Source organism: Ancylobacter sp. VNQ12 (genome assembly GCF_049445835.1).
Taxonomy (GTDB): Bacteria; Pseudomonadota; Alphaproteobacteria; order Rhizobiales; family Xanthobacteraceae; genus Ancylobacter.
The window spans coordinates 13,110-37,291 of sequence record NZ_JBMSDU010000018.1 but is presented as its reverse complement, the minus strand read 5'-3'; the positions used below and the strand labels follow the sequence as shown (position 1 = coordinate 37,291).

Below are 24,182 nucleotides of genomic sequence, written 5' to 3'. Positions count from 1 at the left end.
ATGAGCGGGTGTTTCGCCGGAATCGACGTCGGCACGGGCAGCGTGCGGGCCGGCATCTTCGACGCGGCGGGCACGCTGCTCGCCTCGGCCAAGCGCGACATCCGCATGTGGAAGGAACCCGGCGACATCGTCGAGCAGTCGAGCGACGACATCTGGCAGGCGGTCTGCGCCAGCCTGCGCGAGGCACTCAAAGGCTCTGGCGTCGCGCCGGGCGCGGTCAAGGGCATCGGCTTCGACGCCACCTGCTCGCTGGTGGTGCTGGGCGCGGAAGGCCGGCCGATCCCGGTCGGCCGGCACGGCGATGCCGCCCGCAACGTCATCGTCTGGATGGACCACCGCGCCACCGGGCAGGCCGACCGCATCAACGCGCTCGGCGGCCGGGTGCTCGGCTATGTCGGCGGCACCATCTCGCCGGAAATGGAGACGCCCAAGCTGCTCTGGCTGCGCGAGGAATTGCCGGACACCTTCGACGGCGCCTGGCAGTTACTCGACCTCGCCGACTTCCTCACCTTCAAGGCGACCGGCAGCCTCGCCCGCTCGGTCTGCACCGTCACCTGCAAATGGACCTATCTCGCCCATGAGGGGCGCTGGGACGAGGATTACTTCCGCAAGGCCGGTCTCGGCGCACTGGCGGATGAGGACTTCGCGCGCATCGGCACGCAGATCGTCGCCGCCGGCACGCCGCTCGGCACCGGCCTCACCGCGCAGGCCGCTGCCGAACTCGGCCTCATGCCCGGCACGGCTGTGGCGGCCGGCCTCATCGATGCCCATGCCGGCGGCATCGGCACGGTCGGCGCGCGCGGCGGCAGCGGCGATGTGCTCAACCGCATGGCCTATGTGTTCGGCACCTCGGCCTGCACCCTGCTCACCACCGCCGAACCGGTCTTCGTGCCGGGCGTGTGGGGCCCCTATTTCTCGGCGATGGTGCCCGACTTCTGGCTGAACGAGGGCGGGCAGTCCGCCGCCGGCGCGGCGATCGACCGGCTGGTGCGGCTGCATCCGGCGGCCCCGGAGGCGAGCGAGCTCGCCCGCAGGGACGGCACCAATCTGAGCATCTGGCTCGCCCGCCGCGCCGAAGCGGCCGGCGGCGCGGCTGCCATCGCGCCGCTGGTCGGCACGCTGCATGTGGTGCCGGAGTTTCTGGGCAACCGCGCGCCCTTCGCCGATCATCTCGCGCGCGGCATCATCGCCGGGCTCGGCATGGATGAGGGGCTCGACAGCCTCACAGGGCTATACATGGCCGGCCTCGCCGGCATCGGCTACGGCCTGCGGCAGATCCTCAACGCGCAGGCGGCCAAGGGCGTGAAGACCGATACCGTCGTGGTGTCCGGTGGCGCCGGCCAGAGCCCGCTGGTGCGGCAGGTGCTGGCGGATGCGGCGGACGTGAACATCGCCGGGATCAGTTCGCCCGAGCCCGTGCTGCTCGGCTCCGCCGTGCTCGGCGCCGTGGCCTCCGGCCACTATGACGGCTTCGAGACGGCGATGCGGTCCATGTCGCAGATCGAGGTGATCCATTCGCCGACCGCCGCCAACCGCGACTGGCACGCGCGCCGTTTCAGCAGCTTCGAGGCGCTGCAGGCAGTCTATCGCGGGCTGCGCGACTGACGCAGGCATAGGTCGGCGGGAAGGACGGCGTCAGGCGCTGAACAGCAGCCGGTCGCGCGCCTTGATGTGCCCGGGGACATAGACCTCGCGGAACCAGGTCGGCCCGCCCGGCGCCGGCGGGGTCGCCAGCTTGAGCACCTGTCGCTTGCGGTCGGCCTCGTTCATCGCCACCCGGAAGTGAAAATGGTCGAAGGTGCGCAGCGCCTCCACGGCATAGGCGGTGGCGACCCGGCCATCCTCGATCATGATCAGATGGTCGCCATTGTCCCGCTCGCCGCCCTTCGCCATGTTGGACGAGCCGGTGAAGACGCGAGCGCGCGGCGTGTTGAAGTCGGTCACCACGAATTTGTGGTGCAGCACGTTGGAGCGGCTGTTGCCGCCGGCATGGCTCGACCATTCCGCCGCGAAGGGCTCGGGCGCGTCCTCGGCGAGATAGGCGAAGGACACCAGCCCCCGGCTGCCGTCCGGCTTGAACACCGAGAGGCCGCCGGTACGCTGGGCGATGCCGTAGGAAAAGGTCGAGCGATGCTTCACCAGTTCCTCCAGCGTGTCGCGCACGCGGCCGCTCAGCTGGTTGAGGAACACCACGGCGTAGAGCACCGAGCTTTCCGCCTGCTCCACCGCATCGACGACCGGATCGAGCGCCAGCGCCGGATCCTCGTGCGGCGAGATCGCGATCCGGATGACCGGCCCACCCGCCGGGGTGCAGTCGTGCCAGACCTGTGACAGCGGATCGCGGTGGAACGCCCCGGCAGCGCCGCGCTTGTCGATGATCGCGAAATAGCGCTCGAACACGGCACCGAAGAGCGCGGTCGCCTTGGTGTCGCGGAACACGATCGTGTTGTTGCTCTGCACATAGAGGCCGCGCAACGTGAAGTTCGTCGAGCCGGCCAATGCCTTGTAGGGCGTGCCGTTCCGGCGCAGCACCACCACCTTGTTATGCTGCTGGCGGCCGAACTTGCCCCGCTTCACCGCTGCCCCCGCCGCCGTGAAGCGGTCGCAGGCGATGCTCTCATTCGAGGTCGGATCGCCTTGTGCATCATGGTTGTCGACGATGGCCCGCAGCCGCGAACCCAGCGCCTCGAGCTTGCCGACGATCATCGGCTCGCGCAGCTCGTAGAGCATGGCGTCGACCGTCACCGACGGATCGGCCAGCGCCTCGTCCAGCAGTTGATAGATGGTCGCGCGCCCCTCGAAGCCGAGCCAGGCATATTCCCGCTGGCAGGTCGACATGTCGTGGTCGAGATCGGCCGGCGGCGCGCTGCCGGGCGGCGGCAGGATGCGTGCCTGGCAGGGAAAGCGCTCGGCATCGGCATAGGCCTGCGAGGAGGCATAACCACGGGTGAAGCCGACATCGAGTATGTCGCGGATGGTCTCGTGGCTGAGGTCGATCGCCGCCTCCACCGCCTGCCCGCGCACCAGCGACCCGTCGGCGCGCATGTACATGGGGGTGGCGCGGTAGCGATATTCGCCGTCCCTCGGCTCAAAGGGGAAGTGCACCCAGCGGAACTTCTGAATCGGCGCCACGGTCGAGGGCGCGCCGGCGCGTATCTCGTCCTCGGTCAGCCCGTCATAGGAGAAGCGGAGCCGGTTCCACACCCGCTTCCACGACCCGTTGCCGGGCTCGCGGAACTCCAATGCGAAGCCGACGAAATCATCGGTGGCGTTGCTCCGGTCGAGATCGAGACCGATGAGACATTTGCGCTCGCCGCGATGCAGCTTGATGGTGGTGCCGCCCTGCGTCTGCCTGACCAGATGACCCGTCATCGCGACCCCCGCCGATGCCCATGGATAGACGCAACCGATGTCGCCAATGTGACGTAACGATAGGTGCCGGTGCAACCGCCGATTGGTGGAGCGAATGCGGCGCCTCACAGCGCGGCGGGCGCTCGCGCCGGCCGCCGGCATGCGGCGAAATTCTGCCTAATACGCCGGCATTTTCGCCGATTGGCTGCAGCTTATTCATTCTTAAGCTGCGCCCCGCGACGCGCTAGCCTCGCGCCGGGCACGGGGGTGTCAAAGGGTGTGATGAGAGGAGGTGGACGTGCGCCATCTCGACAGCGACGCATTGGCCGCGTTGATCGCCGTGGCCGATTTCGGCAGCTTCACCGCCGCCGCCGAGCATCTCGGCAAGACGCAGGCGGCGGTCAGCATGAGCGTGGCCCGGCTGGAGGAGCGGCTGGGCAAGAAGCTGTTCGAGCGCGGCCACCGCCGCGTCACCGCCACCATCACTGGCGACTGCCTCATCAGCTATGCGCGCAAGATCCGGGCGATCGAAGCCGAGGCGCTGGAAGCGGTCGCCGACCGGGTGACCGACAGCCGCGTGCGGCTCGGCATGCCCGACGATTTCATGGGCTCGTTCGGCGAGGCGCTGCTGCATCGCTTCAGCCCGCAGAACCGCGCGCTCTACATCGACCTCACCTGCGACTTCTCCCGCAAGCTGCGGCTGATGATGGACAGCGGCGAACTGGACGTCGCCGTCGTCACCCAGGGACCGGACGATCCCGCCGACGCCGTCTTCCGCTATGAGCGGCAGGTCTGGTGCACCGGGCCGAACGGGGATCCCGAGCGGGAGGACGTGCTGCGCCTCGCCCTGTTTTCCGACGAGTGCTCGGCGCGCCCGCGCGTCTTCGCCACGCTGGAGCGCGCCAACCGGCCGTGGCGGCTCGCCCATACTTCGTCCCATCTCAGCGGCATCCATCTCGCCGTCGCCTCCGGCAACATGCTGACGGTACTGCCCGAATCCGCCGTTCCGGCGGGCTGGCGGTGCCTCGGCGAGGAAGACGGCCTGCCCCGCCTGCCGGCCCTGCCGCTGGTGCTGCTGGTCAGCCGCAGCGAGCGCCTGGCGGCGAGGCGCGTCGCCGCCTTCCTGCGCCGCGAATTCGCCCGGCCCGACGAGCCGGACGCTCTTGGCGAGGGCTGGATGCCCGCCGCCGACCGCCGGCCGGCGCTGCGCACCGGCAGCGATAAAGCCGGGTTATGAACGCATAAGAACTTGTTGAGCCGGCGGGGCCGGCGGACGATTGACGCTGCGGCCGCCCGCGGAACACAGTGTCGTCAATTCGTCATCGAGACCTTTTCGCGGCGGTCCTGACTTACCTCTCCGCGCATAGTCCTCGTTCAGAACGATCCTCGGGAAGAAACTCCAAGACATCAACTCGCCTCAGCGGGTGAAAAATCTGGAGACGACTATGCGCGTTGACCGCAGGACTTTCATCGCAGGCGTGGCTGCCGCCTCCACCTTTGCGATTACCGGGCGCGCTTCGGCCGCCACCACATTGAAAGTGGCCCATTCCTCGCCGGAAGACAGCCTCATCCAGCAAGCCCTCATCAAGTTCAAGGCCGATGTCGAGACGTCGACCGGCGGGAGCGTGAAGGTCTCGATCTTCGCCAACGGCCTGCTCGGCGACGAGGGACCGGTCTGCGAGTCGGTCGGCGACGGTTCGATCGACATGGGCCTCGGCGGCGTCATCGACGCCATCGATCCGCGCCTCAGCGTGGTGTCGCTGCCCTTCCTGTTCGACAGCTTCACCAAGGTCCACACGGTGCTGGACGGCCCCGTCGGCACCCAGCTGAAGGCGATGGCCGCGCCCAAGGGCTATGAGCTGGTCGGCGTGCTCGATTCCGGCTTCCGCAGCTTCACCAACTCGAAAAAGCCGATCGAGAAGCCCGCCGATATGGCGGGCCTGAAGTTGCGCACCCCGCCGATCCCGGTCGCCATCGAGACCATCAAGACTCTCGGCGCGCTGCCGCAGGCCATCCCCTATGGCGAAGTCTACACCTCGCTGCAGAGCGGCGTGGTCGACGGCGCCGAGCCGGAGCTGCGCGATTTCTACGACGCCAAGTGGTACGAGGCGCAGAAATACCTCTCGCTGTCCAACTACATGTGGATGGCCAACTGGTGGTACGCCAACAAGGCCAAGCTCGATAGCCTCTCCCCGAGCGAGCGCAAGGCCGTGCTCGACGCCGCTGCCACCACGCAGGCCTGGTACCGCACCGCCATCGCCGACTCCTATGCCGGCGTCATCGCCAAGCTGAAGGACAAGGGCCTGCAGGTGAACCCGGTCGATACCGCCCCCTTCGCGGCGATGGTCGGCCCGGTCTACGAGACCTTCTCGAAGGAATACGGCGCCGACCTCGTGAAATCGGTGCGCGACGCGGCGAGCAAGGCGTGAACGCGCCGATCCCCTCGCGCCGGACCGGATGCTCCCGGTTCGGCCGCGCGGTCCATCTCGGCCTCGCCTGGGCCGGGATGCTGGCGCTCATCGTGCTGCTGGTCTCCACCGGCCTCGGCGTCGTCGGCCGCTACTTTCACATAAGCGGCGTGACCTGGTCGTTCGAGCTGCTGTCGATCATGTTCCTCTGGATCACCGCCGTCGGCACCGTGGTCGCCGAGATCGCCGGCGAGAACGTCTCGATCGACGGCACCTCGTCGGAGCGCGGACCGGTGATCCGCTTCTACCACGCGCTGGTGCTGCTGCTGGTCGCCGCCGCACTGGTGCGCAGCGGCTATGCCATGCTCGGCCGCACCGGCTTCATGCCGACTCCGGTGATGCGCATCCCGTCCTGGACCATGCAGGGCATTGTCATCTTCATGGGGATAGGGCTCGGCGCGGTCGCGCTGCTGCGCCTGTTCCGGATCGTGCGGCGCGTGCCATGACCCTGCTCGTCCTCTTCGGCGTGTTCGCGCTCACGCTGTATTCCGGCGTTCCGGTCGCCTGGTCGATCGCCATCTCGACGCTCGCCGTCATCACGCTCGGCTTCGTGCCGCTGCCGCCCGCCTGGTTCGCCCAGCAGGTATTCAACGGCGCCAACTCGATCGCACTGGCCGCCATCCCGCTGTTTCTCGTCGCCGGCGGCATCATGAACGAGGGCGGCCTCACCCGCCGCATCATCAAGGTGGCCGACGACATCTTCGGCCGCATCCGCGGTGGCCTCGGCCTCGTCAATGTCGCGACCTGCATGGTCTATGGCGGTATCACCGGCTCGGCCACCGCCGACACCGGCGCCGTCGGCGCGGTGATGATCCCGGCGATGACCGAGCGCGGTTATCCCAGGGACTTCTCCGCCGCCGTCACCGCCGCCGCCGGCACGCTCGGCATCATCATCCCGCCCAGCGTGGTGATGATCATGTATGGCGTCATCACCAACACCTCGATCGGCGGCCTGTTCGCCGCGGGCATCATCCCCGGCCTGATGCTCACCATCACCTTCATGCTGACCGCCTACTGGATCGGCGTGCGCGAGAATTTTCCGAAGTCGGACAACCGCCCGACCGTCGCGTCGTTCTCGCGCCACCTGTTCCGCGCGCTTCCGGCGGTACTGATGCCGGTGGGCGTGCTCGGCTCGATGCTCACCGGCATCGTCACGCCGACCGAAGCCGCCTTCGTCGCGGTGGTGTGGGCGCTCGTCGTCGGCGGGCTGGTCTATCGCGAGATCGGCTGGGGCAAGCTGTGGAGCGTCGGCGACGAGACGGTGAAGATGACCGGCGCCATCATGATCATCATGGCGGTGTCGGTGCCGTTCTCGTGGATCCTCACCGTCGAGGAGGTCCCGCAATGGACGGCCGGACTGCTGCATGATCTCGGTGCCGGCCCGGTGGTGACAACGCTGCTGATCATCCTGCTGCTGACCTTCGTCGGCACCTGGGCGGACCTTGGCCCGACGCTGATCATCCTGGCGCCGATCGTCCACCCGATCGGCCTGGAAGCGGGCCTGCAGCCCTACCAGCTCGGCCTGATCTTCGTGATCTCCGGCGGCATCGGGCTGTTCACCCCGCCGGTCGGCACCAACATCTTCGTGGTGTGCAACGTCGCCAAGATCGGGGTGAACCCGGTCACCCGGCGCCTCATCCCCTTCTTCATCACCAGCAATATCTGCCTGCTGATCGTCGCCTTCGTGCCGGCCACCACCGAGTGGCTGCCAAAACTGCTCGGCTTCTGAAGAAGCCGTCGTTCTAGAAAAGACTGGAGTACCTGACATGGGCGCACTGACGGTGCCGTTCGGCGTGTCGAGCCGCGCGCGCAGCCTGCCGGAACTCGACGGCAAGACCTTCGTCGTCGCAAGCAGCAACGGCGCGCGGCTGACCGACACCGATGGCCGCAGCTTCGTCGACTACGGCATGGCGATGGGCGCGACCCTGCTCGGCCATGCCCATCCCGCCGTGGTGGAAGCCTGCACGGCAGCGCTCGCCAACGGCCCGATGCCGGGCTTTCCCAACGATATCGAGGATACGGCTGGCGGGGCGCTGGCGCGCATCGGCGGCGACCGCCTGACCCGTGCCACCTTCGCCACCACCGGCACGGAAGCCGTCCACCTCGCCTGCCGCATCGCCCGCGGCCTCACTGGCCGACGGCTCATCGCCAAGCCGGTCGGCGGCTATGACGGCTGGTTCGACCCGGTGCGGTTCGGCCTCGTCGAATCCCCCGAGGCCGAGCGCATGAACGAGCGCCCGGTGAAGGAAGGCACGACGCTGTTCCGCGTCAACGAGATCGACGACGTCGACCAGCTGTTCGACGAGATGGGCCCCGACCTCGCCGCCATCCTGGTCGAGCCCATGCTCGGCAATACCGGTTGCCTGGTGCCGGACCGCGCCTTCTTCGAGCATCTGACGGCGCGCGCCCGCGCCAACGGCACGCTGATCATCGCCGACGAGGTGATGGTGGGGCTGCGGCGCGGCGTGAAGCTGGTATCCGAGGATCTCGGCCTGACGCCCGACCTCGCCACCTTCGGCAAGGCCATCGGCAGCGGCGTGCCGGTGGCAGCGGTGCTCGGCACCCCGGCGGCGTTCGAGGTGGTGGAGGACGGCACCGTGCCCTGCTTCGGCACCTATCACGGCAACCCGCTCGTCGCCTCGGCGGTACTGGCGACGATGAAGGTGCTGGAAGACGAGGCGCAGTACACCCGCCTGTTCGACTGGGGTGCCGCGCTGCGCACGGCGATGGTCGACGCCTTCGCCGGCGAGGGCATCAGGGCGACGACCACCGGCTTCGACAGCGTGTTCTCGCTGTGGTTCACCGACAAGGCGCCGCGCACCTATGACGAGGCCAAGGCCAAGGTACGGCCCGACGCGATGAAGCGCGTCAGCGACACGCTGCGCCGCAACGGCGTGGTGGCGCTGCCCACCGTCTGGGGCCGCTATTTCGTCTCTCTCGCCCATGGCGAGACCGAGATGGACATCACCGTGCGCGCCTTCCGCGAGGCGGCGCGCGAGCTTGCCCGCGCGGAGTTCAAGGCATGAGCCCGGCGAATGACGATGGCGCGCCGATGCGGCTGCTGGTCACCGGCGCCAGCCGGGGGATCGGTGCCGCCATCGCACGGCGCCTCGGCACCCAGCATGGCAGGCGCTTGCGTATCGCGCTTGCCGGGCGCTCCGCGAGCCCTGGGCTCGATGGCGTCGCCGCCGAGCTTTCCGGCCTCGGCGCGGCGGTTACCACGCTTTCCGGCGATCTTGCGGAAACCGAGGCGCCCGAACGCCTGGTCGCGGAGGCCGCCGGGTTCTGCGGCGGGCTCGACGGCATCGTCGCCAATGCCGGCATCACCGGGCCCGGACCGCTGGCAGAGCTCGATCCCGCCACGTGGGACCGGCTGTTCGCGGTCAATGTCCGCGCCGTCTGGCTGCTCGCCAAGGCCGGCTTCCCGCATCTGGCCGCCAGCCACGGCGCCTTCGTCGCCGTCGCCTCGGCCTCCGGCATGGCGCCGCATCCCGGCATGGGCGCCTATTCCCCCACCAAGGCGGCGCTGATCATGCTGTGCCGCCAGCTCGGCCAGGAATGGGCGCCCGAGGGCGTAAGGGTGAACGCGGTCTCGCCCGGCATGATCCGCACGCCGCTGACCGAGGCGATCTACCGCGATCCAGATCTGGCGGCCGAGCGCAACCGCATCGTGCCGCTGGGGCGGGTGGGACGACCCGAGGACGTCGCCGGGGCCGTCGCCTTCCTGCTCGGCCCGGACGCCTTGTTCATCGTCGGGCAGAACCTGTGCATGGACGGCGGCTATACCGAAACGGCCCTCGGCCGCATTCCCGGCCTTCCGCGCTCCGCCTGAGCGCCGGCCCGATCAGGACAAGGCCCGTGTCGTCAGAACCTGCTCCCCGGCAGAGGCCGGTCCTGCTGCGCATCCTGCCGATCTCCTTCGTCAATTTCTGCACCTATCTCGGGGTCGGGCTGCCGATCGCGGTGCTGCCGGCCTATGTCGTCCACAATCTCGGCTATGGCGCGGTGCTGGCGGGGCTGTCGGTCAGCAGTCAGTTCCTCTCCACCGTGGTCACCCGCTCCATCGCCGGACGCATGTCCGACGCGCTCGGCGCCAGGCGCACGGTGGTGTACGGCCTGCTGGCGGCGCTGCTGGCCGGACTGCTGCTCACCGGCGCCGATCTGCTGGCCGCCCCGCCGCTCATCGCCTATGGACTGATTGTGCTCAGCCGGCTGTTCCTCGGCTTCGGCGAGAGCTGTTCGGGCACCGCCACCATCACCTGGAACATCGGCCGCGTCGGCACCGCCCACACCGCGCAGGTGATGTCCTGGGGCGGAGTCGCCGCCTATGGCGCCATCGCCGCCGGAGCGCCGCTGGGTGGGCTCGCCTTCGGGGCCGGCGGCCTCACGGCGGTTGGCCTCGTCTCGACCCTCACCCCGCTCCTCGGCCTCGCCACGGCGCTGCTGCACCGCGAAGTGCCCGTCATCGCCGGCGTGCGCGCCCGCGCCGGCCACACGCTGGCCTTGGTGCTGCCGTTCGGCGCCGCCCTTACCCTCGGCGCCATCGGCTTCGGCGCCGTGGCGAGCTTCGGCGGACTGATGTTCATCGCCGCCGGCTGGGAGGGCGCCTCGCTGCTGGTCAGCGTGTTCGGTCTGTGCTTTGCCGGTTCGCGCGTCGTATTCGGCGGGCAGATCGACCGCGTCGGCGGCTTCACGGTCGCCGCCCTCGCCCTTGCTTTGGAGACGGCCGGCCTCGCGCTGATCTGGCTCGCCGGCGCGCCCTTGCCGGCGCTGGTCGGAGGCGCTCTGGCGGGCCTCGGCTTCGGCATGGTGTTTCCCTCGCTCGGCGTCGAGCTGATGAAGCGCGTACCGGCGGCGAGCCGCGGCGGCGCCCTCGGCATCTACACCGTGTTCCTCGATCTCGCGCTCGCCATCACCGGCCCGCTGGCCGGCCTGCTGCTCGCCGTGCTCGACTATCCCGGCATATTCGCCGTCTGCGCGCTGTGCGCGGCGGCCGGCATCGGCATGGTCGCGCTCTGCCGCGCCCGCCCGGCGAACGTTCGCGGCCACGCCTAGTGCGCTCCAGGTCGGCACCGCCGGTGGCCGGCTCGCCGCCCTTCTCATGCGATCACAGCGCGACGCAAAACCTCGGCGCGCCTCACGACAAAAGGCTAATTCAGCGGTTCCGCAAGGTGGAACGGCTTTTGCGAATGACTCCCCCGACAGATCAATCCGGCGCAAGCCTTGGAAGATAAAAGGGGATTTTTGTGATCACATTCATCGAAATCGAGCCATTCGAGAGGCCATTCAGCCCCTCGCACCGTGCTGCGTCGGCTGAAAACACCTGCTTTTTCAGACATTTCCGTCATCTGTGATCACAGAATAATCCCCCTGCACGCCGCCATGCCGCTTTGGCAGGCATCTGAAGAGAAAGCCCCCATGCCGCTCCCCAATTCCGTCGAAGCGCGCGACATCGCCTTCCATCTCCACCCGGCCACTAATGCCGCCCGACATCTCGACATCGGCCCGCTGGTCATCGAGCGTGGTGAAGGCATCTATGTCCATGACGCCGCCGGCCGCCGATATATCGAGGCGCTGGCCGGGTTGTGGTGCGCCGGCCTCGGCTTCAGCGAGACCCGCGTCGCCGACGCGGTCTACCGGCAGATGACCACCCTGCCCTACTACCACACCTTCGCCCACCGCTCGCACGGCCCGGTGGTCGATCTCGCGGAGAAGCTGGTCGCCATGGCGCCGGTGCCGATGAGCAAGGTGTTCTTCACCAATTCCGGCTCCGAGGCGGTCGATACCGTGATCAAGCTGGTTTGGTACCGCTCCAACGCCCTCGGCCAGCCCGAACGCAAGAAGTTTATCGCCCGCGACCGCGCCTTCCACGGCCTGACCATCGCCGCCTCCTGCCTCACCGGCCTGCCGGGCAATCATCGCGGCTTCGATCTCGTCGGGCCGCAGGTGCTGCGCGTCACCGCTCCGGATCATTACCGCAACGCCCTGCCGGGCGAGAGCGAGCAGGCCTTCGCCGACCGTCTCGCGCAGGAACTGGAGGACCTCATCCTCGCGGAGGGCCCGGAGACCATCGCCGCCTTCATCGGCGAGCCGGTCATGGGTGGCGGCGGCGTCATCGTGCCACCGGCGGGCTACTGGCCGAAGATGCAGGCCGTGCTGCGCAAATACGACATCCTCACCGTCGCCGACGAAGTGATCTGCGGCTTCGGACGCACCGGCACCATGTTCGGCTCGACCACGCTCGGCATCGAGCCGGACATCATGACGCTCTCCAAACAGCTGTCCTCGGCCTATCTGCCGATCTCCGCCGTGCTGGTGAACGAGAAGGTCGTCGCCCCGATCATCGAGCGGAGCGGCGAGCTCGGCATTCTCGGCCATGGCTTCACCGCCAGCGGCCATCCGGTCACGGCGGCGGCGGCGCTGGAGACGCTGCGCATCATCGAGGAAGACCATCTGGTCGAGAATGCCGCCCGCTCGGGGGCGCATCTGCGCGCCGGGCTCAAGGCACTCGCCGACCATCCCCTGGTCGGCAATGTGCGCGGCGTCGGCCTCATCGCCGGCGTCGAGCTGGTGCTCGACAAGGAAGCGAAGACCGGCCTGCCGGGCCAGCCGGGCGGTCTCGGCCTGCTGGTGAATGCACGCCTGCAGGAACTGGGCGTGCTCACCCGCGCCATGGGCGACACCATCGGCTTCTCGCCGCCGCTCATCATCACCCTCGACGAGGTCGACGCGCTGCTCGCCGCGTTCGGCCAGGCGCTCGACGATGTCGCCGCCACCCTCGCGGCCCAGCCGGAGCCGGCCTGAACGCCCGCCTCCCACAACAACGCCGGAACACAAGCGACGGCACCCTTTCCTACTGGAGAACAGCAGCATGACCACGAAGAACGCAGCGCGTCGCCTCGGCCTTGCCTCGGTGGCGGCCATCGCCCTCGCCGCCACGCCGGCGCTGGCGCGCGACCTCACCATCGTCGGCTGGGGCGGTGCCACGCAGGAGGCCCAGCGCGAGGCCTATTTCAAGCCCTTCTCCGAGAAGACCGGCGTCAAGGTGCTGGAGGATTCCTGGGATGGCGGCTACGGCGTCCTGCAGGCCAAGGTGAGCAACGGCACGCCGAACTGGGACCTCGTCCAGGTCGAGGCCGAGGAGCTGGTGCTGGGCTGCGCCGACGGCATCTATGAGAAGCTCGACTGGGAGAAGATCGGCCCCAAGGAAGACTTTCTCGACGAAAGCGTCAGCGAATGCGGCGTCGGCGCGCTGACCTCGTCCACCGGCCTTGCCTATGATTCCGAGAAGTGGCCCGACGGCCCCAAGAGCTGGGCCGATTTCTGGGACATGAAGAAGTATCCGGGCAAGCGCGCGCTGCGAAAGGGCCCGAAATACACCATCGAGTTCGCCCTGCTGGCCGACGGCGTGCCGCGCGAGAAGCTCTACGAGGTCATGTCGACGCCGGAAGGCATCGACCGCGCGTTCAAGAAACTGGAGGAGCTCGGCCCCAACCTGATCTGGTGGGAGGCCGGCGCACAGCCGATCCAGTTCCTCGCCTCGGGCGAGGTGGCGATGACCGCTTCCTACAATGGCCGCATCGCCAATGTGAACAAGAAGGAAGGCAAGAAGTTCGTCTTCGTCTGGCCGGGCAACGTCACCGCCACCGACAGCTGGGTCATCCTCAAGGGCTCGGAGAACAAGGACGCGGCGATGAAGGCCGTCGCCTTCATGAGCCAGCCCGAGCCCGAGGTGAAGATGGCCGACCTCATCACCTACGGACTGCCCAACAAGAAGGCTGCCGCGATGGTGGCGCCGGAAGTCTCGAAGAACCTGCCGACCGATCCGAAGAACCTCGCGGAGGCGGTGCCGCTGAACATCGACTTCTGGATCGACAACAATGAGAGCCTGACCAAGCGCTTCAACGCCTGGCTCGCCGCGCGCTGACCCCGCCACCTCTCTCCTGGCCCGCGGCATGCACCGCGGGCTCCTGTCAGTCCGCCTGACGCCTTCCCCGGTCCGCTGCAGGGCGGGCCGGGGAAGGCGCGGCACCGAACGGAGACCCGACGTGGTCGACTACCATATCCGCCTCGACGGTGTGTCGAAGACCTACGGGCCGTTGAGCGTGGTCGACGACCTGCGCCTCGACATCGTGCGCGGCGAGTTCCTCAGCCTGCTCGGCCCGTCCGGCTCGGGCAAGACCACCATCCTGATGATGCTGGCCGGCTTCCAGGACGCGACCGAAGGCACGATCTATGTCGACGGCCGCATGATCAACGACATCCCCTCGCACCAGCGCAACATGGGGGTGGTGTTCCAGAGCTATGCGCTGTTCCCGCATATGAGCGTGGCGCAGAATGTCGCTTTCCCGCTCAAGATGCGCGGCGTCGGCCGGGCCGAGATCGCGGCCCGCGTCGGCAAGGCACTCGACATGGTGCAGCTCGGCGTTCTGAGCGAGCGCAAGCCCTCCCAGCTCTCCGGCGGGCAGCAGCAGCGCGTGGCGCTGGCGCGCGCGCTGGTGTTCGAGCCCGGCGTCGTGCTGATGGACGAGCCGCTCGGCGCGCTCGACAAGCAGTTGCGCGAGCAGATGCAGCTCGACATCCGCGAACTGCACGCCAGGCTCGGCCTCACCATCGTCTTCGTGACGCATGACCAGTCCGAGGCGCTGACCATGTCCGACCGCATCGCGGTGTTCAACAAGGGGCGGATCGAGCAGATCGACACCCCACGCATGATCTACGACCACCCCGCCACCCGCTTCGTCGCCGAGTTCATCGGCGAGACCAACCTGATGGAAGGCGAGATCGCCGGCCGCGAGAAGCACGAGGCGCTCATCCGGCTCGACAGCGGCGGCATGCTGCGCGTCGTCGACCGCGCGGAGTTCGCGCCTGGCCGCCGTGTCCTCGCCACCGTGCGGCCGGAGAAGCTCGAACTCTCGCCGGACCCGACGGAGGCCAACAGCATCCCGGTCTCCGTCACCGACTCGATCTACCAGGGCGACCATCTGCGGGTGCAACTGGAAGGCCGCGGCCAGCGCTTCATCGCCCGGCGCGACCGGCGGGCCGCCGAATGGGGCACCGGCGCCAGGGTGCACGCCACCTTCGCCCCGGAAGACTGCTGGGTGATCATCCCATGAAGGCGAGGCTGTGGAACCGCCGGACGCGCGCCCTGTTGCTGATGCTGCCAATGATCCTGTTCATCGGCCTGTTCTTCGTCTGGCCGCTCACCATCATGCTCAAGCAGTCAGTGTCGGACGACGCGGTGCTGCACCTCCTGCCCCGCACTACCGAGGCGATCGGCGGCTGGGACCGCGTCTCCCCGCCGAGCGAGGCGATGCAGGCAGCGCTGGTCGCGGACCTGCGCGCGGCCACGGACGAGAAGGCGGTGGGCGATATGGTGCGCCGGCTCAACAGCGCCCAGTCCGGCTACCGCACGCTGATGACCAAGACGCTGGCGGCGGTCGCCAGGCCCGAGACCGGCCCGCGGCTGACCGATGTCGACAAACGCTGGGCGCAGCCGCCGTTCTGGATCGCCATCGCCGACGCGCTGGAGCCGACCACCGACCGCTATCTGCTCGCCGCCGTCGACCTTGAGCGCGACAAGGCCGGCGAGATCGCCATGCTGCCGGACGACGCCTCCGCGAACCGCACCATCTTCATCCGCACCTTCTGGATCGCCGGCGTCGTCACCTTCTTCTGCCTGCTGATCGGCTATCCCTATGCGCTGCTCACCGCCGCTTCGACCGGCATGGTGCGCACCATCCTGCTCACCGCCGTGCTGCTGCCCTTGTGGACGTCGCTGCTGGTGCGCACTGCCGCCTGGTTCATCCTTCTGCAGGAACAGGGCCTGATCAACGGCTTCCTCCTCAGCATGGGGGTGATCTCCGCCCCGCTGGCGCTGATCTTCAACCGCACCGGCGTGATCATCGCCATGACCCATGTGCTGCTGCCGCTGATGGTGCTGCCGATCTACAGCGTGCTGCTCACCATCCCCGCCAATCTGATGCCGGCGGCAAGCTCGCTCGGCGCGCATCCCCTCCGCGCCTTCCTGCATGTGATGCTGCCGCTCAGCTTTCGCGGCGTGATCTCGGGCGCGCTGCTCGTGTTCATGACGGCGGTCGGCTACTACATCACGCCCGCTCTGGTCGGCGGCGCCGGCGACCAGATGATCTCCTCGGTCATCGCCTTCTATTCCACCCAGACGGCGAACTGGAGCATGGCGAGTGCGCTCGGCATGGTGCTCCTGGTCATCACCCTCATCCTCTACGTCGTCTATGTGCAGCTCTCCGGCCGCACCAGCGTCAATGGGAGGATGTGAGATGGCCGGCAAGCTCATCCGCGCCGTGTTTGGCGTGCTGGCGGTGGTGTTCCTGCTGCTGCCGCTGGTGGCGATCCTGCCGCTGGCCTTCACCTCCAGCCAGTTCCTGATCTACCCGATCCCGTCCTTCTCGCTGCGCTGGTTCGAGGAACTGTTCACCACCGTGGTCTGGCGCGATTCCATCGTCAACAGTCTGATCATCGGCGCCGGCGCCACCGTGCTGTCGACCGTGCTCGGCGGGCCGGCGGCGCTGGGGCTGCGCGAGAAGCTGAACTTCATCAGTGCCCCACTCAACACCGTGTTCCTGCTGCCGATGGTGGTGCCCGCCGTGGTGCTGGGCGTCGGCATGCAGATTCTCTACGCCAGGATGGGCCTTTCCAGCTCCTATCTCGGCATCATCATCGCCCACACGGTCATCGCCCTGCCGCTGGTCATCGTCAGCGTGGCCAACGCGCTGCAGGGCATGGACACCCGGCTCGAACTGGCGGCCGCGAGCCTCGGCGCGGGGCCGGCGAAGACGCTCTGGCACGTCACCCTGCCGCTCGCCTTCCCCGGCATCATGACCGGGGCGGTGCTCGCCTTCGCCGTCTCGCTGGACGAGGTGGTGCTGAACATCTTCCTCGCCGGCCCCGGCCAGCGCACGCTGGCGCGGCAGATGTTCTCTACCCTGCGCGACAGCATCAGCCCGGCCATCGCCGCCGCGGCGTTCCTGTTCATTGCCGGCACCGTGCTTCTCACTCTGCTCGTCCTGCTGGCCCGGCGCCGGTTCGGCGACGCCCGCTGACACCAGACCCAAGGAGATACCCGAATGGACGCGATGACCGACGAACTCGCCACGCTGCGCGGCAAATATGCCGGCGCCGCCGCCTATCTCGACGGCGAATTCATGCCGCTTGCCGAGGCGAAGATCCCCGTCACTCATTGGGGCTATCGCCGCTCCGACGTCACCTATGACGTGGTCGGCGTGCGCGATGGCCGCTTCTTCCGCCTCGACGACCACATCGCGCGCTTCCGCAACTCGATGAACGCGCTGCACATGGCGCCGCCGGAGAGCGACGCGGAGATCCGCGACATCCTCCTGAGGCTGGTGCTGCTGGCGGATGTGCGCGATTCCTACGTCTCGATGGAATGCCTGCGCGCTTCGCCGGCACCCGGCGCGCTGCGCCATCCCGCCTCCTGCCGTGCCTACCTGTCCTGTTCGGCGGTGCCGTGGATCTCGGTGGTCAGCGCCGAGATGGAGGTGCGCGGCATGCACCTGATGATCCCCAGGGTGAAGCGCGTCCCTCCGGCTTCCTTCGACCCCCGCGTGAAGAACTTCCACTGGGGCGACCTCACCGCCGGCATGTTCGAGGCCAAGGATGCCGGCGCCGACTTCGCCGTGCTGCTTGATGAGGCCGGCAACGTCACCGAGGGGCCGGGCTTCAACGTGTTCCACATCACCGACGGCACGGTGGTCACCCCCGCGCGCGGCGGCCTCGACGGCATCACCCGGCTGTCGGTGTTCGAATTGTGCGAGGAGCTCGGGCTGAAGCTGGAGGTGCGCGACGTGAGCGTCGAGGAATTCGTCAATGCCGACGAGATCTTCGCCTGCACCACGGCCGGCGGCATCATGCCCGCCACCCGCATCAATGGCCGCATCCTCGGCAATGACGTGCCGGGCCCGATCTCGGTGCGGCTGAAGGAGACCTTCTGGAACAAGCGCGCCGAGGGCTGGCACGGCACCGAGATATTGTGAGCGGACCGACGCCGGCAGAACGGGCCGGCGTCCGTCTCAGCGGGCGACGGCCGGCCGCTTCTGCATGATCACGATCAGCACGCCACCGAGGATCAGCGCGGTGCCCGCGATCTTGAGCAGGGGAATGCTCTCGCCCACCACCAGCACGCCGAGCCCGATGGTCATCACCGGGTTGAGCATGGAATAGGGCACGATGGCGCTGACCGGATTGCGCGCCAGCAGCCAGTACCAGACGCCATAGGCCATGACCGACGACACCACCGCGCTGTAGATCACCGCGCTCCAGCCGTGCCAGCCGGCAGCGGCGAGGTGAGGCAATGGGTTGCCCTCGAACAGCAGGGCGGCGAGCGCCAGCTGCGGCACGCAGAACAGCGACGACCAGCCGGTCAGCGCCATGGCGTCGATCGGCGGCATGACCTTCACGATGAGGTTGGTTACCGCCCAGCCGGCGGCGCTGACGATCAGCAGCGCCAACGGCAGCAGACCGGGGAAGCTCGGCCCCTGCGCCAGCACGAAGACGCCCACTACGGTCAGCGCCAGCCCGAAAGCGCGGGCGAGGCCCAGCGGCTCGCGGAAGGCGAGGCAGGCGAGCAGGCTCGCCATCGGCGCCCCGAGTTGCACCAGCACCGCGCTAGTGCCGACCTCGGCAAGGCTCAGCGCGATGAACAGCAGGCCGAAATGCACCGTGCCGAAGGTGAAGGACACCAGCAGCAGCCAGGGAATGTGCCGCCGCGACACCCGCGTGAACGGAACCACCAGCGCGGCGACTAGCGCGAAGCGCATCATGCTCATCAGCATGGGCGGCATCTCGCCGATGCCCTGCTTCACCAGTACCAGCGTGCCGGCCCAGCAGGCGACGACACCCACCGCCAGCCATCGATCGATCGGTCGCATGTCAGGGATATCCGGCCGGCGGGGGCGGCCTCAGCCGCCCCTTTAGGCCTCTGCACTGAGGCGCGGTATTCAGCGCGGAAGGGCGGCAAGGGACGCACCAAGCGTGGCGTCGAGCGCGGCGCGCAGGCGGCGCGCCAGCTCGCCGATCTCCGCCTCGGTGATGATCAGCGGCGGCGCCAGCACGATGCAGCCCTGTAGCGGGCGCACCACGATGCCGGCCGCGAGGCCCGCCTGATAGAGAAGCTGGCTCAGCCCGCCGGGCGCCAGCGAGGTCGAGGCCGCCGCCGGGCCACGCTCGCCCGGAGGGGCGATCTGCAGCGCGCCGGCAAGGCCGAAGCTGCGCGTGGCAGTGACCAGCGGGTGGTCCTCCAGGCTCGCCAGCGCCTTCTGCCACACCGGCATCACCGCCTGCACATGGCCGAGTATGTTGCGCCGCTCGAAGATGTCGAACACCTTCAGCGCCACCGCCGCCGAAACGGGATGGCCGCCATAGGTGCCACCATGGTTGAAGATGCCGGCGGAATTGCTGCCCTCTTCGAGATAGCTGTAGAACTCGTCCGACATCACCACCGCCGAGATCGGCTGGTAGGCGCCGGAGAGCCCCTTGGCGCTGCTCACGCAGTCCGGCTCGATACCGAGCGTCTCGCTGCCCCACATGCGCCCGGTGCGGCCGAAGCCGGTGACCACCTCGTCGGCGAACAGCCGGATGCCATAGGTGTCGAGCAGCGCCTTCACCTTCTGGAAGTAGCCCACCGGCGGGGGGAACATGCCGGACGATACCGAGACCGGCTCGGCGATGAAGGCGGCGACGGTCTCCGGCCCAGCGGCCTCGATGGTGTCACGCAGCTCGTCGATCAGCCTGTCGCAATAGGCCTCCTCGCTCTCGCCGGCATTGGCGCCGATCGGCCAGGTCGGGTGCGAGACGAACAGGCTGTCGCTGGTCGGAATGCCGAAGGCCTCCTGCAGCCCGGCGCTGCCGCCCAGCGCCGTCGTGGCGATGGTGCCGCCATGATAGGAGGCGCGGCGCGAGATGATCTTGCGGCGCTGCGGCTCGCCGGCAATGCGGTTGGCGTACCAGGTGAATTTCAGCAGCTGGTCGTTGGCCTCCGAGCCGGTGGTGGCGAACATCACATGGCCGCCGCGCACCGGCGCGCTCTGCACCAGCTTCTCCGCCAGCTCCAGCACCACCGGCGCTGTGCGGTGAATGCCCGAGGGGTAGAACGGCAGCGCGCGCATCTGCTCGATCGCCGCCTCGATCAGTTCCTCGTCGCTGAAGCCGAGATTGACGCAGTAGAAGGTCGACACCGCCTCGATGTAGTCCCGGCCATGCTCGTCGAAGGTGAAGATGCCCTTGCCGCCGACGAACATCAGCGGGCGCTGCTCACGCAGCTGCTGGAGATTGGAGAAGGGCAGCAGCACCGTATTGCCGGGGTGGTTGGAGCCCCGCGCCAGGACGTTCATCGACACGCTCCCGATGTGTGATCACAGATGACGATGAAAGCTACAGGCCAGCCGGAGGCGGCGTCAAGAGATTACGCATATACAGGCATTCCAACCCAAGTCGACGCCATCGCGATGCCGTAAAATGACGTCTCCAACGACCATCGACACCATTTGTGATCACACATCGTACCTGCACCTGTTAGCGTGACCGGCATCGACCCACCGCAGGGTATGGACGGACGGGCATGACTGTGCACAAAGGGAAGCGGGGTGCCGCCGCGCGCGGCGCAATCCGTTGCACCGCGCGGCGCTGATCTTGCGGAAAGAGGGGCGCGTGACACAGCAGAACGGCGGCAACACGCTTTCCGACCAGGTCTATTCCGCCATTCGCCAGGACATGCTCGACGGCAAGATGCTGCCCGGAGCCAAGGTGTCGCTGCGTTCGCTCGCCACCACCTACGGCACCAGCATGCAGCCGGTGCGCGAGGCGGTTGCCCGGCTGGTCGCCGACGACGCGCTGGAGGTCACCCCCGCGCGCACCATCCAGGTGCCGCTGCTGGAGCGCCAGCAATGCGACGAGGTGTGGTCGCTACGCGCGCTGCTGGAAGGCGAGGCGGCGGCGCTGTTCACGCTGCGCGCGAGCGAGAAGGATTTCGACGGCCTGCAGGAACTGACGCGGGCGTCGCACCACGCGCAGTTCCACGGCACGCCGGCCGAGCACATGCGCTCCATCCACAACTGGGCGTTCTTCGTCTCGGAGCATTGCGGCTCTCCGCTGCTGGCCTCGCTGATCCGAACCATGCGGCTGCGCGGCGCGCCGATGATGGCGCGGGCGCTGCACGCCCCGATGGCCCAGGACCCGGCCTTTCTCGAATTCACCAACCAGATCATGCAGGAGATCGTGCTGGCGCTGCGCACCCGCGACGGCGCGCGCGTGCGCGACCTGCGCCGCGTCGATATTCTCAGCTATCAGCGCTACCTCTACAGCCGCCTCGGCTGGCCACTGAACAAGGTGCCGTAGCGCGCGGCCAAACGAGCGTCAGCTTGCCGCCTGCGACCAGGTGCCGCCTTCGATCTTGGAGGCGGCGATCACCGCCTGGGTACGGCTCTCGACACCGAGCTTCTGCAGGATAGCGGAGACATGCGCCTTCACCGTCGCCTCGGAGACGCCGAGTTCATAGGCGATCTGCTTGTTGAGCAACCCCTCGGACAGCATCATCAGCACGCGCACCTGCTGCGGTGTCAGCGTCGCCAGGCGCCCGACCAGCGCCTGCGTCTCCTTGTCGGAGCCGGCGGTGAGGTCGACATCGGGCGGCGTCCAGGTCCGGCCTTCCAGCACGGCGGCGATCGCCTCGCGCATGGTGTCGACGGCGCTGGTCTTGGGGATGAAACCGGAAGCGCCGAATTCCATGCAGTTGCGGATGACGCCGGCTTCCTCATTGGCGGAAACCACCACCACGGGAACGCCGGGATACTGCGCCCGCAGATACATCAGGCCGGAAAAGCCGCGTACGCCGGGCATGGTGAGGTCCAGCAGCACCAGGTCGAAGTCGCTCTCGCGTTCCAGCAGGGCCTGGAGATCCTCGAAGCCACCCGCCTCGAACAGCTCGACGGAAGGGAACTGCCGGGATACCGCCTCGCGCAGGGCGCCCCGGAACAGCGGATGATCGTCCGCGATCACCAGCCGAAAACTCGTCGTCGTGTCCACTTCGCAGCGGCCCTTTCCACCCGCGCGCCACGCGCTCTCCGCATGCCGCGCTTGCGATGATGGTGTCGTGGAACCTCTGCGGCAAGCATTCGCGCGAGCGCCTCGCCCGTCCGGCGACAGGCATGCTTACCAGGAAGTTCCGTAACGACCTTTAGTGGGCATCGCCGACAAACGCCACAACCAATTCGCGGTGATGGCCGCGCGCGCGGTGTTCGATCAGATAGATGCCCTGCCAGGTCCCCAGCGCCAGACGCCCGTCGACCACCGGGATGGCGAGGTGGATGCCCGTCAGCACCGCCTTCACATGGGCCGGCATGTCGTCGGGGCCCTCCATGTCGTGCACCCAGCCGGCATCCTCCGGTGCCAGACGATCGAGCGCGGTGAGGAGGTCGACGCGCACATCCGGGTCGGCATTCTCCTGAATGGCGAGCGAGGCGGAAGTGTGCCGGCAGAACAGCGCGACCTCGCCGTCGCCGGCGCCGATTTCGGCGACAAAGCGGCGAACCGCCTCGGTGATGTCGGTGAAGCCGCGCCCCGGCGTGTCCACGCTCAGCACGGTCGAAAAGCGCCGCGTCACCGGGGTTTCGCGCACCTGCGACAGGCGAATCCGGTTCATCGCAACCTCCTTTCAGCGACGGCAAGCTGGACGAATGTGCCCGGCTGGGGTTGGATAGGGTAGATCAGCCCCCGATGACAGCCTCATCCAACTCCATCGTCGGAGCGTGAACGCCTCATGTCCTCGCCTCTCGCCACGTCGTCCCGCTCGCCGGCCATCGCCTCGGACATTTCGATCGACCCCGCCGTGTTCGATCCCTCGTCGATCGCGCCGGATACCCGCGCGGTGAATGCCGGCATCGTCAAGGCGCTCGGCGCCGTGCCGGACCGCTGGGTCTTCCCCATGGCGATGCTGCGCAAGCTGCGGCTGGAGGGCAAGGGCCCCTTCCCCCTGGCGCCGGAAAGCCCCTATGCGCAGGTGATCGAAATCGCCGGCCCGCACGGCCCGGTGCCGCTGCGTATCCTCACCCCGCCGGAGCCGGCCAAGGGCGTCTATCTCCACATTCATGGCGGTGGCTGGACGCTCGGCTCGGCGCGGGAGAATGACGGGCTGAACCACCGCTTCGTCGAGCGCACCGGCTTCGCCGTGGTGTCGGTCGACTATCGCCTCGCCCCGGAAGACCCCTACCCTGCCGGCCCGGACGACTGCGAGGCGGCCGCGCTGTGGCTGCTGCGCGAGGGGGCGGCGCGCTTCGGCACCGAGCGCTTTGTCATCGGCGGCGAATCGGCGGGCGGCCACCTCTCCGTGGTCACGCTGCTGCGGCTGCGCGACAAGCATGGGCTCACCCCGTTCCGCGGTGCCAATCTCACCGCCGGCTGCTACGACCTCGGGCTGACGCCGAGCGCGCGGCTGTGGGGTGACGAGCCGCTGGTGCTCAACACGCGCGACATCAACGTCTTCGTCGGCCATTTCCTGCGCGAGGGCGGCAATGTGGCGACGTCCGACATCTCGCCGCTGCACGCCGATCTCAGGGGCCTGCCGCCGGCGCTGTTCACCGTCGGCACGCGCGACGCGCTGCTCGACGACACGCTGTTCATGGCGCCACGCTGGCTGGCGGCCGGCAATCCGGCACAGCTCGCCGTCTATCCCGGCGGCTGCCACGTCTTCATCGGCTTCCCCGGCAGCATCACCGACCAGGCGCTCGCGCGCTCCTACGCCTTCGTGACCTCGCTCTAAGCTTCCGCCGACCTCAGAGCTTCTGCTCCTGCGGCGCGGGCTCGCTACGCAGCCGGTTCACCATGTCGAAGAACCGGCGGAAGACATGCTCGGCCATGTCCATGGCGCGGTCGAGCTTGCGCTCGGCCTCCTGCGCCGACTCGCCGGCGCCCGGAGGCGCCGGTTCGCCTTCCGCCGGCGGCGGCGGCGCGTCGCGGCCGGTCGGCGGCAAAGGCGGGGCGATGATATCCGGCACGCCGGAGCGGCCCTTTTCCAGCTCGGCAATGCGCCCCTGAAGCCGGGTGATCTCCTCCTCCAGCGCGGTGCGATCCTCCGGCACCGCCTCGCAGACCCAGCTGCCCGCGCTCCCTCCCGCCCTGGTCGAGCAGAAGGACAGCGCGCCGGTGCGCGTGTCGAGCTTCAGCACACCGCCCTCCACCGGCTGGAGGGTGAAGCGGGGCGCGGAGGCGCCGGGCAGCGGCAGTGCCGCCTGGGCCGCGACGGGCGAAGCCGCCGGCATGAGCAATGGAACGACGGCCAGCAGCGCCGTCGCATGGATGGCCCGTGACATGGGC

22 protein-coding genes are annotated in these 24,182 nt (G+C 68.3%); 16 read left to right on the top strand and 6 right to left on the bottom strand.

The window, feature by feature from the left end; all coding sequences use genetic code 11:
- Positions 1-1,605: an FGGY-family carbohydrate kinase gene (locus ACO2RV_RS19900; RefSeq protein WP_423295987.1), complete on the top strand. Its 1,605-nt coding sequence runs from the start codon at positions 1-3 to the stop codon at positions 1,603-1,605.
- A gap of 30 nt (positions 1,606-1,635) precedes the next feature.
- Here the strand turns inward: ACO2RV_RS19900 and ACO2RV_RS19895 are convergent, their stop codons facing one another.
- Positions 1,636-3,372, bottom strand: a complete 1,737-nt coding sequence (locus tag ACO2RV_RS19895; RefSeq protein WP_423295986.1) for a phospholipase D-like domain-containing protein — start codon at positions 3,370-3,372, stop codon at positions 1,636-1,638.
- 277 nt (positions 3,373-3,649) lie between these two features.
- Between ACO2RV_RS19895 and ACO2RV_RS19890 the strand changes: the two genes are divergently transcribed.
- From ACO2RV_RS19890 to ACO2RV_RS19830, 13 genes are all read left to right on the top strand, one after another.
- A complete protein-coding gene (locus ACO2RV_RS19890; protein WP_423295985.1) occupies positions 3,650-4,588 on the top strand; it encodes a LysR family transcriptional regulator in 939 nt (312 codons plus the stop codon).
- A gap of 208 nt (positions 4,589-4,796) precedes the next feature.
- Positions 4,797-5,780, top strand: a complete 984-nt coding sequence (locus ACO2RV_RS19885) for a TRAP transporter substrate-binding protein (RefSeq protein ID WP_423295984.1) — start codon at positions 4,797-4,799, stop codon at positions 5,778-5,780.
- Positions 5,777-6,265, top strand: coding sequence for a TRAP transporter small permease (locus tag ACO2RV_RS19880; RefSeq protein WP_423295983.1), 489 nt, complete (start codon positions 5,777-5,779; stop codon positions 6,263-6,265). The genes ACO2RV_RS19885 and ACO2RV_RS19880 overlap by 4 nt, the downstream gene beginning before the upstream one ends.
- Positions 6,262-7,548 carry a TRAP transporter large permease gene (locus ACO2RV_RS19875; RefSeq protein WP_423295982.1) on the top strand — a complete coding sequence of 429 codons (1,287 nt, stop codon included), beginning with the start codon at positions 6,262-6,264 and terminating at the stop codon, positions 7,546-7,548. The genes ACO2RV_RS19880 and ACO2RV_RS19875 overlap by 4 nt, the downstream gene beginning before the upstream one ends.
- Before the next feature lie 37 nt (positions 7,549-7,585).
- The gene (locus ACO2RV_RS19870; protein ID WP_423295981.1) at positions 7,586-8,845 is read left to right on the top strand and encodes an aspartate aminotransferase family protein; all 1,260 of its coding nucleotides are present in this window, start codon (positions 7,586-7,588) and stop codon (positions 8,843-8,845) included.
- Positions 8,842-9,651 (top strand): SDR family NAD(P)-dependent oxidoreductase, encoded by an 810-nt coding sequence (locus ACO2RV_RS19865; protein WP_423295980.1) that lies wholly within the window; start codon positions 8,842-8,844, stop codon positions 9,649-9,651. The genes ACO2RV_RS19870 and ACO2RV_RS19865 overlap by 4 nt, the downstream gene beginning before the upstream one ends.
- A 26-nt stretch (positions 9,652-9,677) precedes the next feature.
- Complete coding sequence (locus ACO2RV_RS19860; RefSeq protein WP_423295979.1) at positions 9,678-10,874, top strand: MFS transporter; 1,197 nt, start codon at positions 9,678-9,680, stop codon at positions 10,872-10,874.
- Positions 10,875-11,237: 363 nt separating this feature from the next.
- A complete protein-coding gene (locus ACO2RV_RS19855) occupies positions 11,238-12,623 on the top strand; it encodes an aspartate aminotransferase family protein (RefSeq protein ID WP_423295978.1) in 1,386 nt (461 codons plus the stop codon).
- A 67-nt stretch (positions 12,624-12,690) separates the two neighbouring features.
- Positions 12,691-13,746, top strand: coding sequence for an ABC transporter substrate-binding protein (locus ACO2RV_RS19850; RefSeq protein WP_423295977.1), 1,056 nt, complete (start codon positions 12,691-12,693; stop codon positions 13,744-13,746).
- Positions 13,747-13,867: 121 nt separating this feature from the next.
- Positions 13,868-14,935, top strand: a complete 1,068-nt coding sequence (locus tag ACO2RV_RS19845; RefSeq protein ID WP_423295976.1) for an ABC transporter ATP-binding protein — start codon at positions 13,868-13,870, stop codon at positions 14,933-14,935.
- Complete coding sequence (locus tag ACO2RV_RS19840) at positions 14,932-16,116, top strand: ABC transporter permease (RefSeq protein ID WP_423295975.1); 1,185 nt, start codon at positions 14,932-14,934, stop codon at positions 16,114-16,116. Before ACO2RV_RS19845 ends, ACO2RV_RS19840 begins: the two co-directional genes overlap by 4 nt.
- A 1-nt stretch (position 16,117) precedes the next feature.
- Complete coding sequence (locus tag ACO2RV_RS19835) at positions 16,118-16,900, top strand: ABC transporter permease (RefSeq protein WP_423295974.1); 783 nt, start codon at positions 16,118-16,120, stop codon at positions 16,898-16,900.
- Between the two features lie 24 nt (positions 16,901-16,924).
- The gene (locus tag ACO2RV_RS19830; protein WP_423295973.1) at positions 16,925-17,851 is read left to right on the top strand and encodes an aminotransferase class IV; all 927 of its coding nucleotides are present in this window, start codon (positions 16,925-16,927) and stop codon (positions 17,849-17,851) included.
- A 36-nt stretch (positions 17,852-17,887) separates the two neighbouring features.
- On the opposite strand, the gene ACO2RV_RS19825 is transcribed toward ACO2RV_RS19830, so the two are convergent.
- On the bottom strand, positions 17,888-18,745 hold the full coding sequence (locus ACO2RV_RS19825; RefSeq protein WP_423295972.1) for a DMT family transporter: 858 nt from the start codon (positions 18,743-18,745) through the stop codon (positions 17,888-17,890).
- Positions 18,746-18,814: 69 nt separating this feature from the next.
- A complete protein-coding gene (locus tag ACO2RV_RS19820) occupies positions 18,815-20,206 on the bottom strand; it encodes an aspartate aminotransferase family protein (RefSeq protein ID WP_423295971.1) in 1,392 nt (463 codons plus the stop codon).
- A gap of 316 nt (positions 20,207-20,522) precedes the next feature.
- Here ACO2RV_RS19820 and ACO2RV_RS19815 point away from each other — a divergent pair, with 316 nt between their 5' ends.
- On the top strand, positions 20,523-21,209 hold the full coding sequence (locus ACO2RV_RS19815) for a GntR family transcriptional regulator (RefSeq protein ID WP_423295970.1): 687 nt from the start codon (positions 20,523-20,525) through the stop codon (positions 21,207-21,209).
- An 18-nt stretch (positions 21,210-21,227) separates the two neighbouring features.
- Here the strand turns inward: ACO2RV_RS19815 and ACO2RV_RS19810 are convergent, their stop codons facing one another.
- A complete protein-coding gene (locus ACO2RV_RS19810) occupies positions 21,228-21,896 on the bottom strand; it encodes a response regulator (RefSeq protein ID WP_423295969.1) in 669 nt (222 codons plus the stop codon).
- 151 nt (positions 21,897-22,047) lie between these two features.
- Complete coding sequence (locus tag ACO2RV_RS19805) at positions 22,048-22,512, bottom strand: secondary thiamine-phosphate synthase enzyme YjbQ (RefSeq protein ID WP_423295968.1); 465 nt, start codon at positions 22,510-22,512, stop codon at positions 22,048-22,050.
- Positions 22,513-22,629: 117 nt separating this feature from the next.
- Here ACO2RV_RS19805 and ACO2RV_RS19800 point away from each other — a divergent pair, with 117 nt between their 5' ends.
- The gene (locus tag ACO2RV_RS19800) at positions 22,630-23,628 is read left to right on the top strand and encodes an alpha/beta hydrolase (protein WP_423295967.1); all 999 of its coding nucleotides are present in this window, start codon (positions 22,630-22,632) and stop codon (positions 23,626-23,628) included.
- 13 nt (positions 23,629-23,641) lie between these two features.
- Here ACO2RV_RS19800 and ACO2RV_RS19795 read toward each other — a convergent pair whose 3' ends face one another.
- Complete coding sequence (locus ACO2RV_RS19795; protein ID WP_423295966.1) at positions 23,642-24,178, bottom strand: hypothetical protein; 537 nt, start codon at positions 24,176-24,178, stop codon at positions 23,642-23,644.
- Positions 24,179-24,182 lie beyond the last annotated feature (4 nt).

Bases quoted from the DNA above. Each gene is read 5' to 3' on its own strand.
- ACO2RV_RS19855 (WP_423295978.1), top strand. From the start codon at position 11,238: ATGCCGCTCCCCAATTCCGTCGAAGCGCGCGACATCGCCTTCCATCTC.
- ACO2RV_RS19795 (WP_423295966.1), bottom strand. From the start codon at position 24,178: ATGTCACGGGCCATCCATGCGACGGCGCTGCTGGCCGTCGTTCCATTG.
- ACO2RV_RS19875 (WP_423295982.1), top strand. From the start codon at position 6,262: ATGACCCTGCTCGTCCTCTTCGGCGTGTTCGCGCTCACGCTGTATTCC.
- ACO2RV_RS19820 (WP_423295971.1), bottom strand. From the start codon at position 20,206: ATGAACGTCCTGGCGCGGGGCTCCAACCACCCCGGCAATACGGTGCTG.
- ACO2RV_RS19830 (WP_423295973.1), top strand. From the start codon at position 16,925: ATGGACGCGATGACCGACGAACTCGCCACGCTGCGCGGCAAATATGCC.
- ACO2RV_RS19900 (WP_423295987.1), top strand. From the start codon at position 1: ATGAGCGGGTGTTTCGCCGGAATCGACGTCGGCACGGGCAGCGTGCGG.
- ACO2RV_RS19865 (WP_423295980.1), top strand. From the start codon at position 8,842: ATGAGCCCGGCGAATGACGATGGCGCGCCGATGCGGCTGCTGGTCACC.
- ACO2RV_RS19825 (WP_423295972.1), bottom strand. From the start codon at position 18,745: ATGCGACCGATCGATCGATGGCTGGCGGTGGGTGTCGTCGCCTGCTGG.
- ACO2RV_RS19885 (WP_423295984.1), top strand. From the start codon at position 4,797: ATGCGCGTTGACCGCAGGACTTTCATCGCAGGCGTGGCTGCCGCCTCC.
- ACO2RV_RS19800 (WP_423295967.1), top strand. From the start codon at position 22,630: ATGTCCTCGCCTCTCGCCACGTCGTCCCGCTCGCCGGCCATCGCCTCG.
- ACO2RV_RS19835 (WP_423295974.1), top strand. From the start codon at position 16,118: ATGGCCGGCAAGCTCATCCGCGCCGTGTTTGGCGTGCTGGCGGTGGTG.
- ACO2RV_RS19805 (WP_423295968.1), bottom strand. From the start codon at position 22,512: ATGAACCGGATTCGCCTGTCGCAGGTGCGCGAAACCCCGGTGACGCGG.
- ACO2RV_RS19870 (WP_423295981.1), top strand. From the start codon at position 7,586: ATGGGCGCACTGACGGTGCCGTTCGGCGTGTCGAGCCGCGCGCGCAGC.
- ACO2RV_RS19895 (WP_423295986.1), bottom strand. From the start codon at position 3,372: ATGACGGGTCATCTGGTCAGGCAGACGCAGGGCGGCACCACCATCAAG.
- ACO2RV_RS19840 (WP_423295975.1), top strand. From the start codon at position 14,932: ATGAAGGCGAGGCTGTGGAACCGCCGGACGCGCGCCCTGTTGCTGATG.
- ACO2RV_RS19850 (WP_423295977.1), top strand. From the start codon at position 12,691: ATGACCACGAAGAACGCAGCGCGTCGCCTCGGCCTTGCCTCGGTGGCG.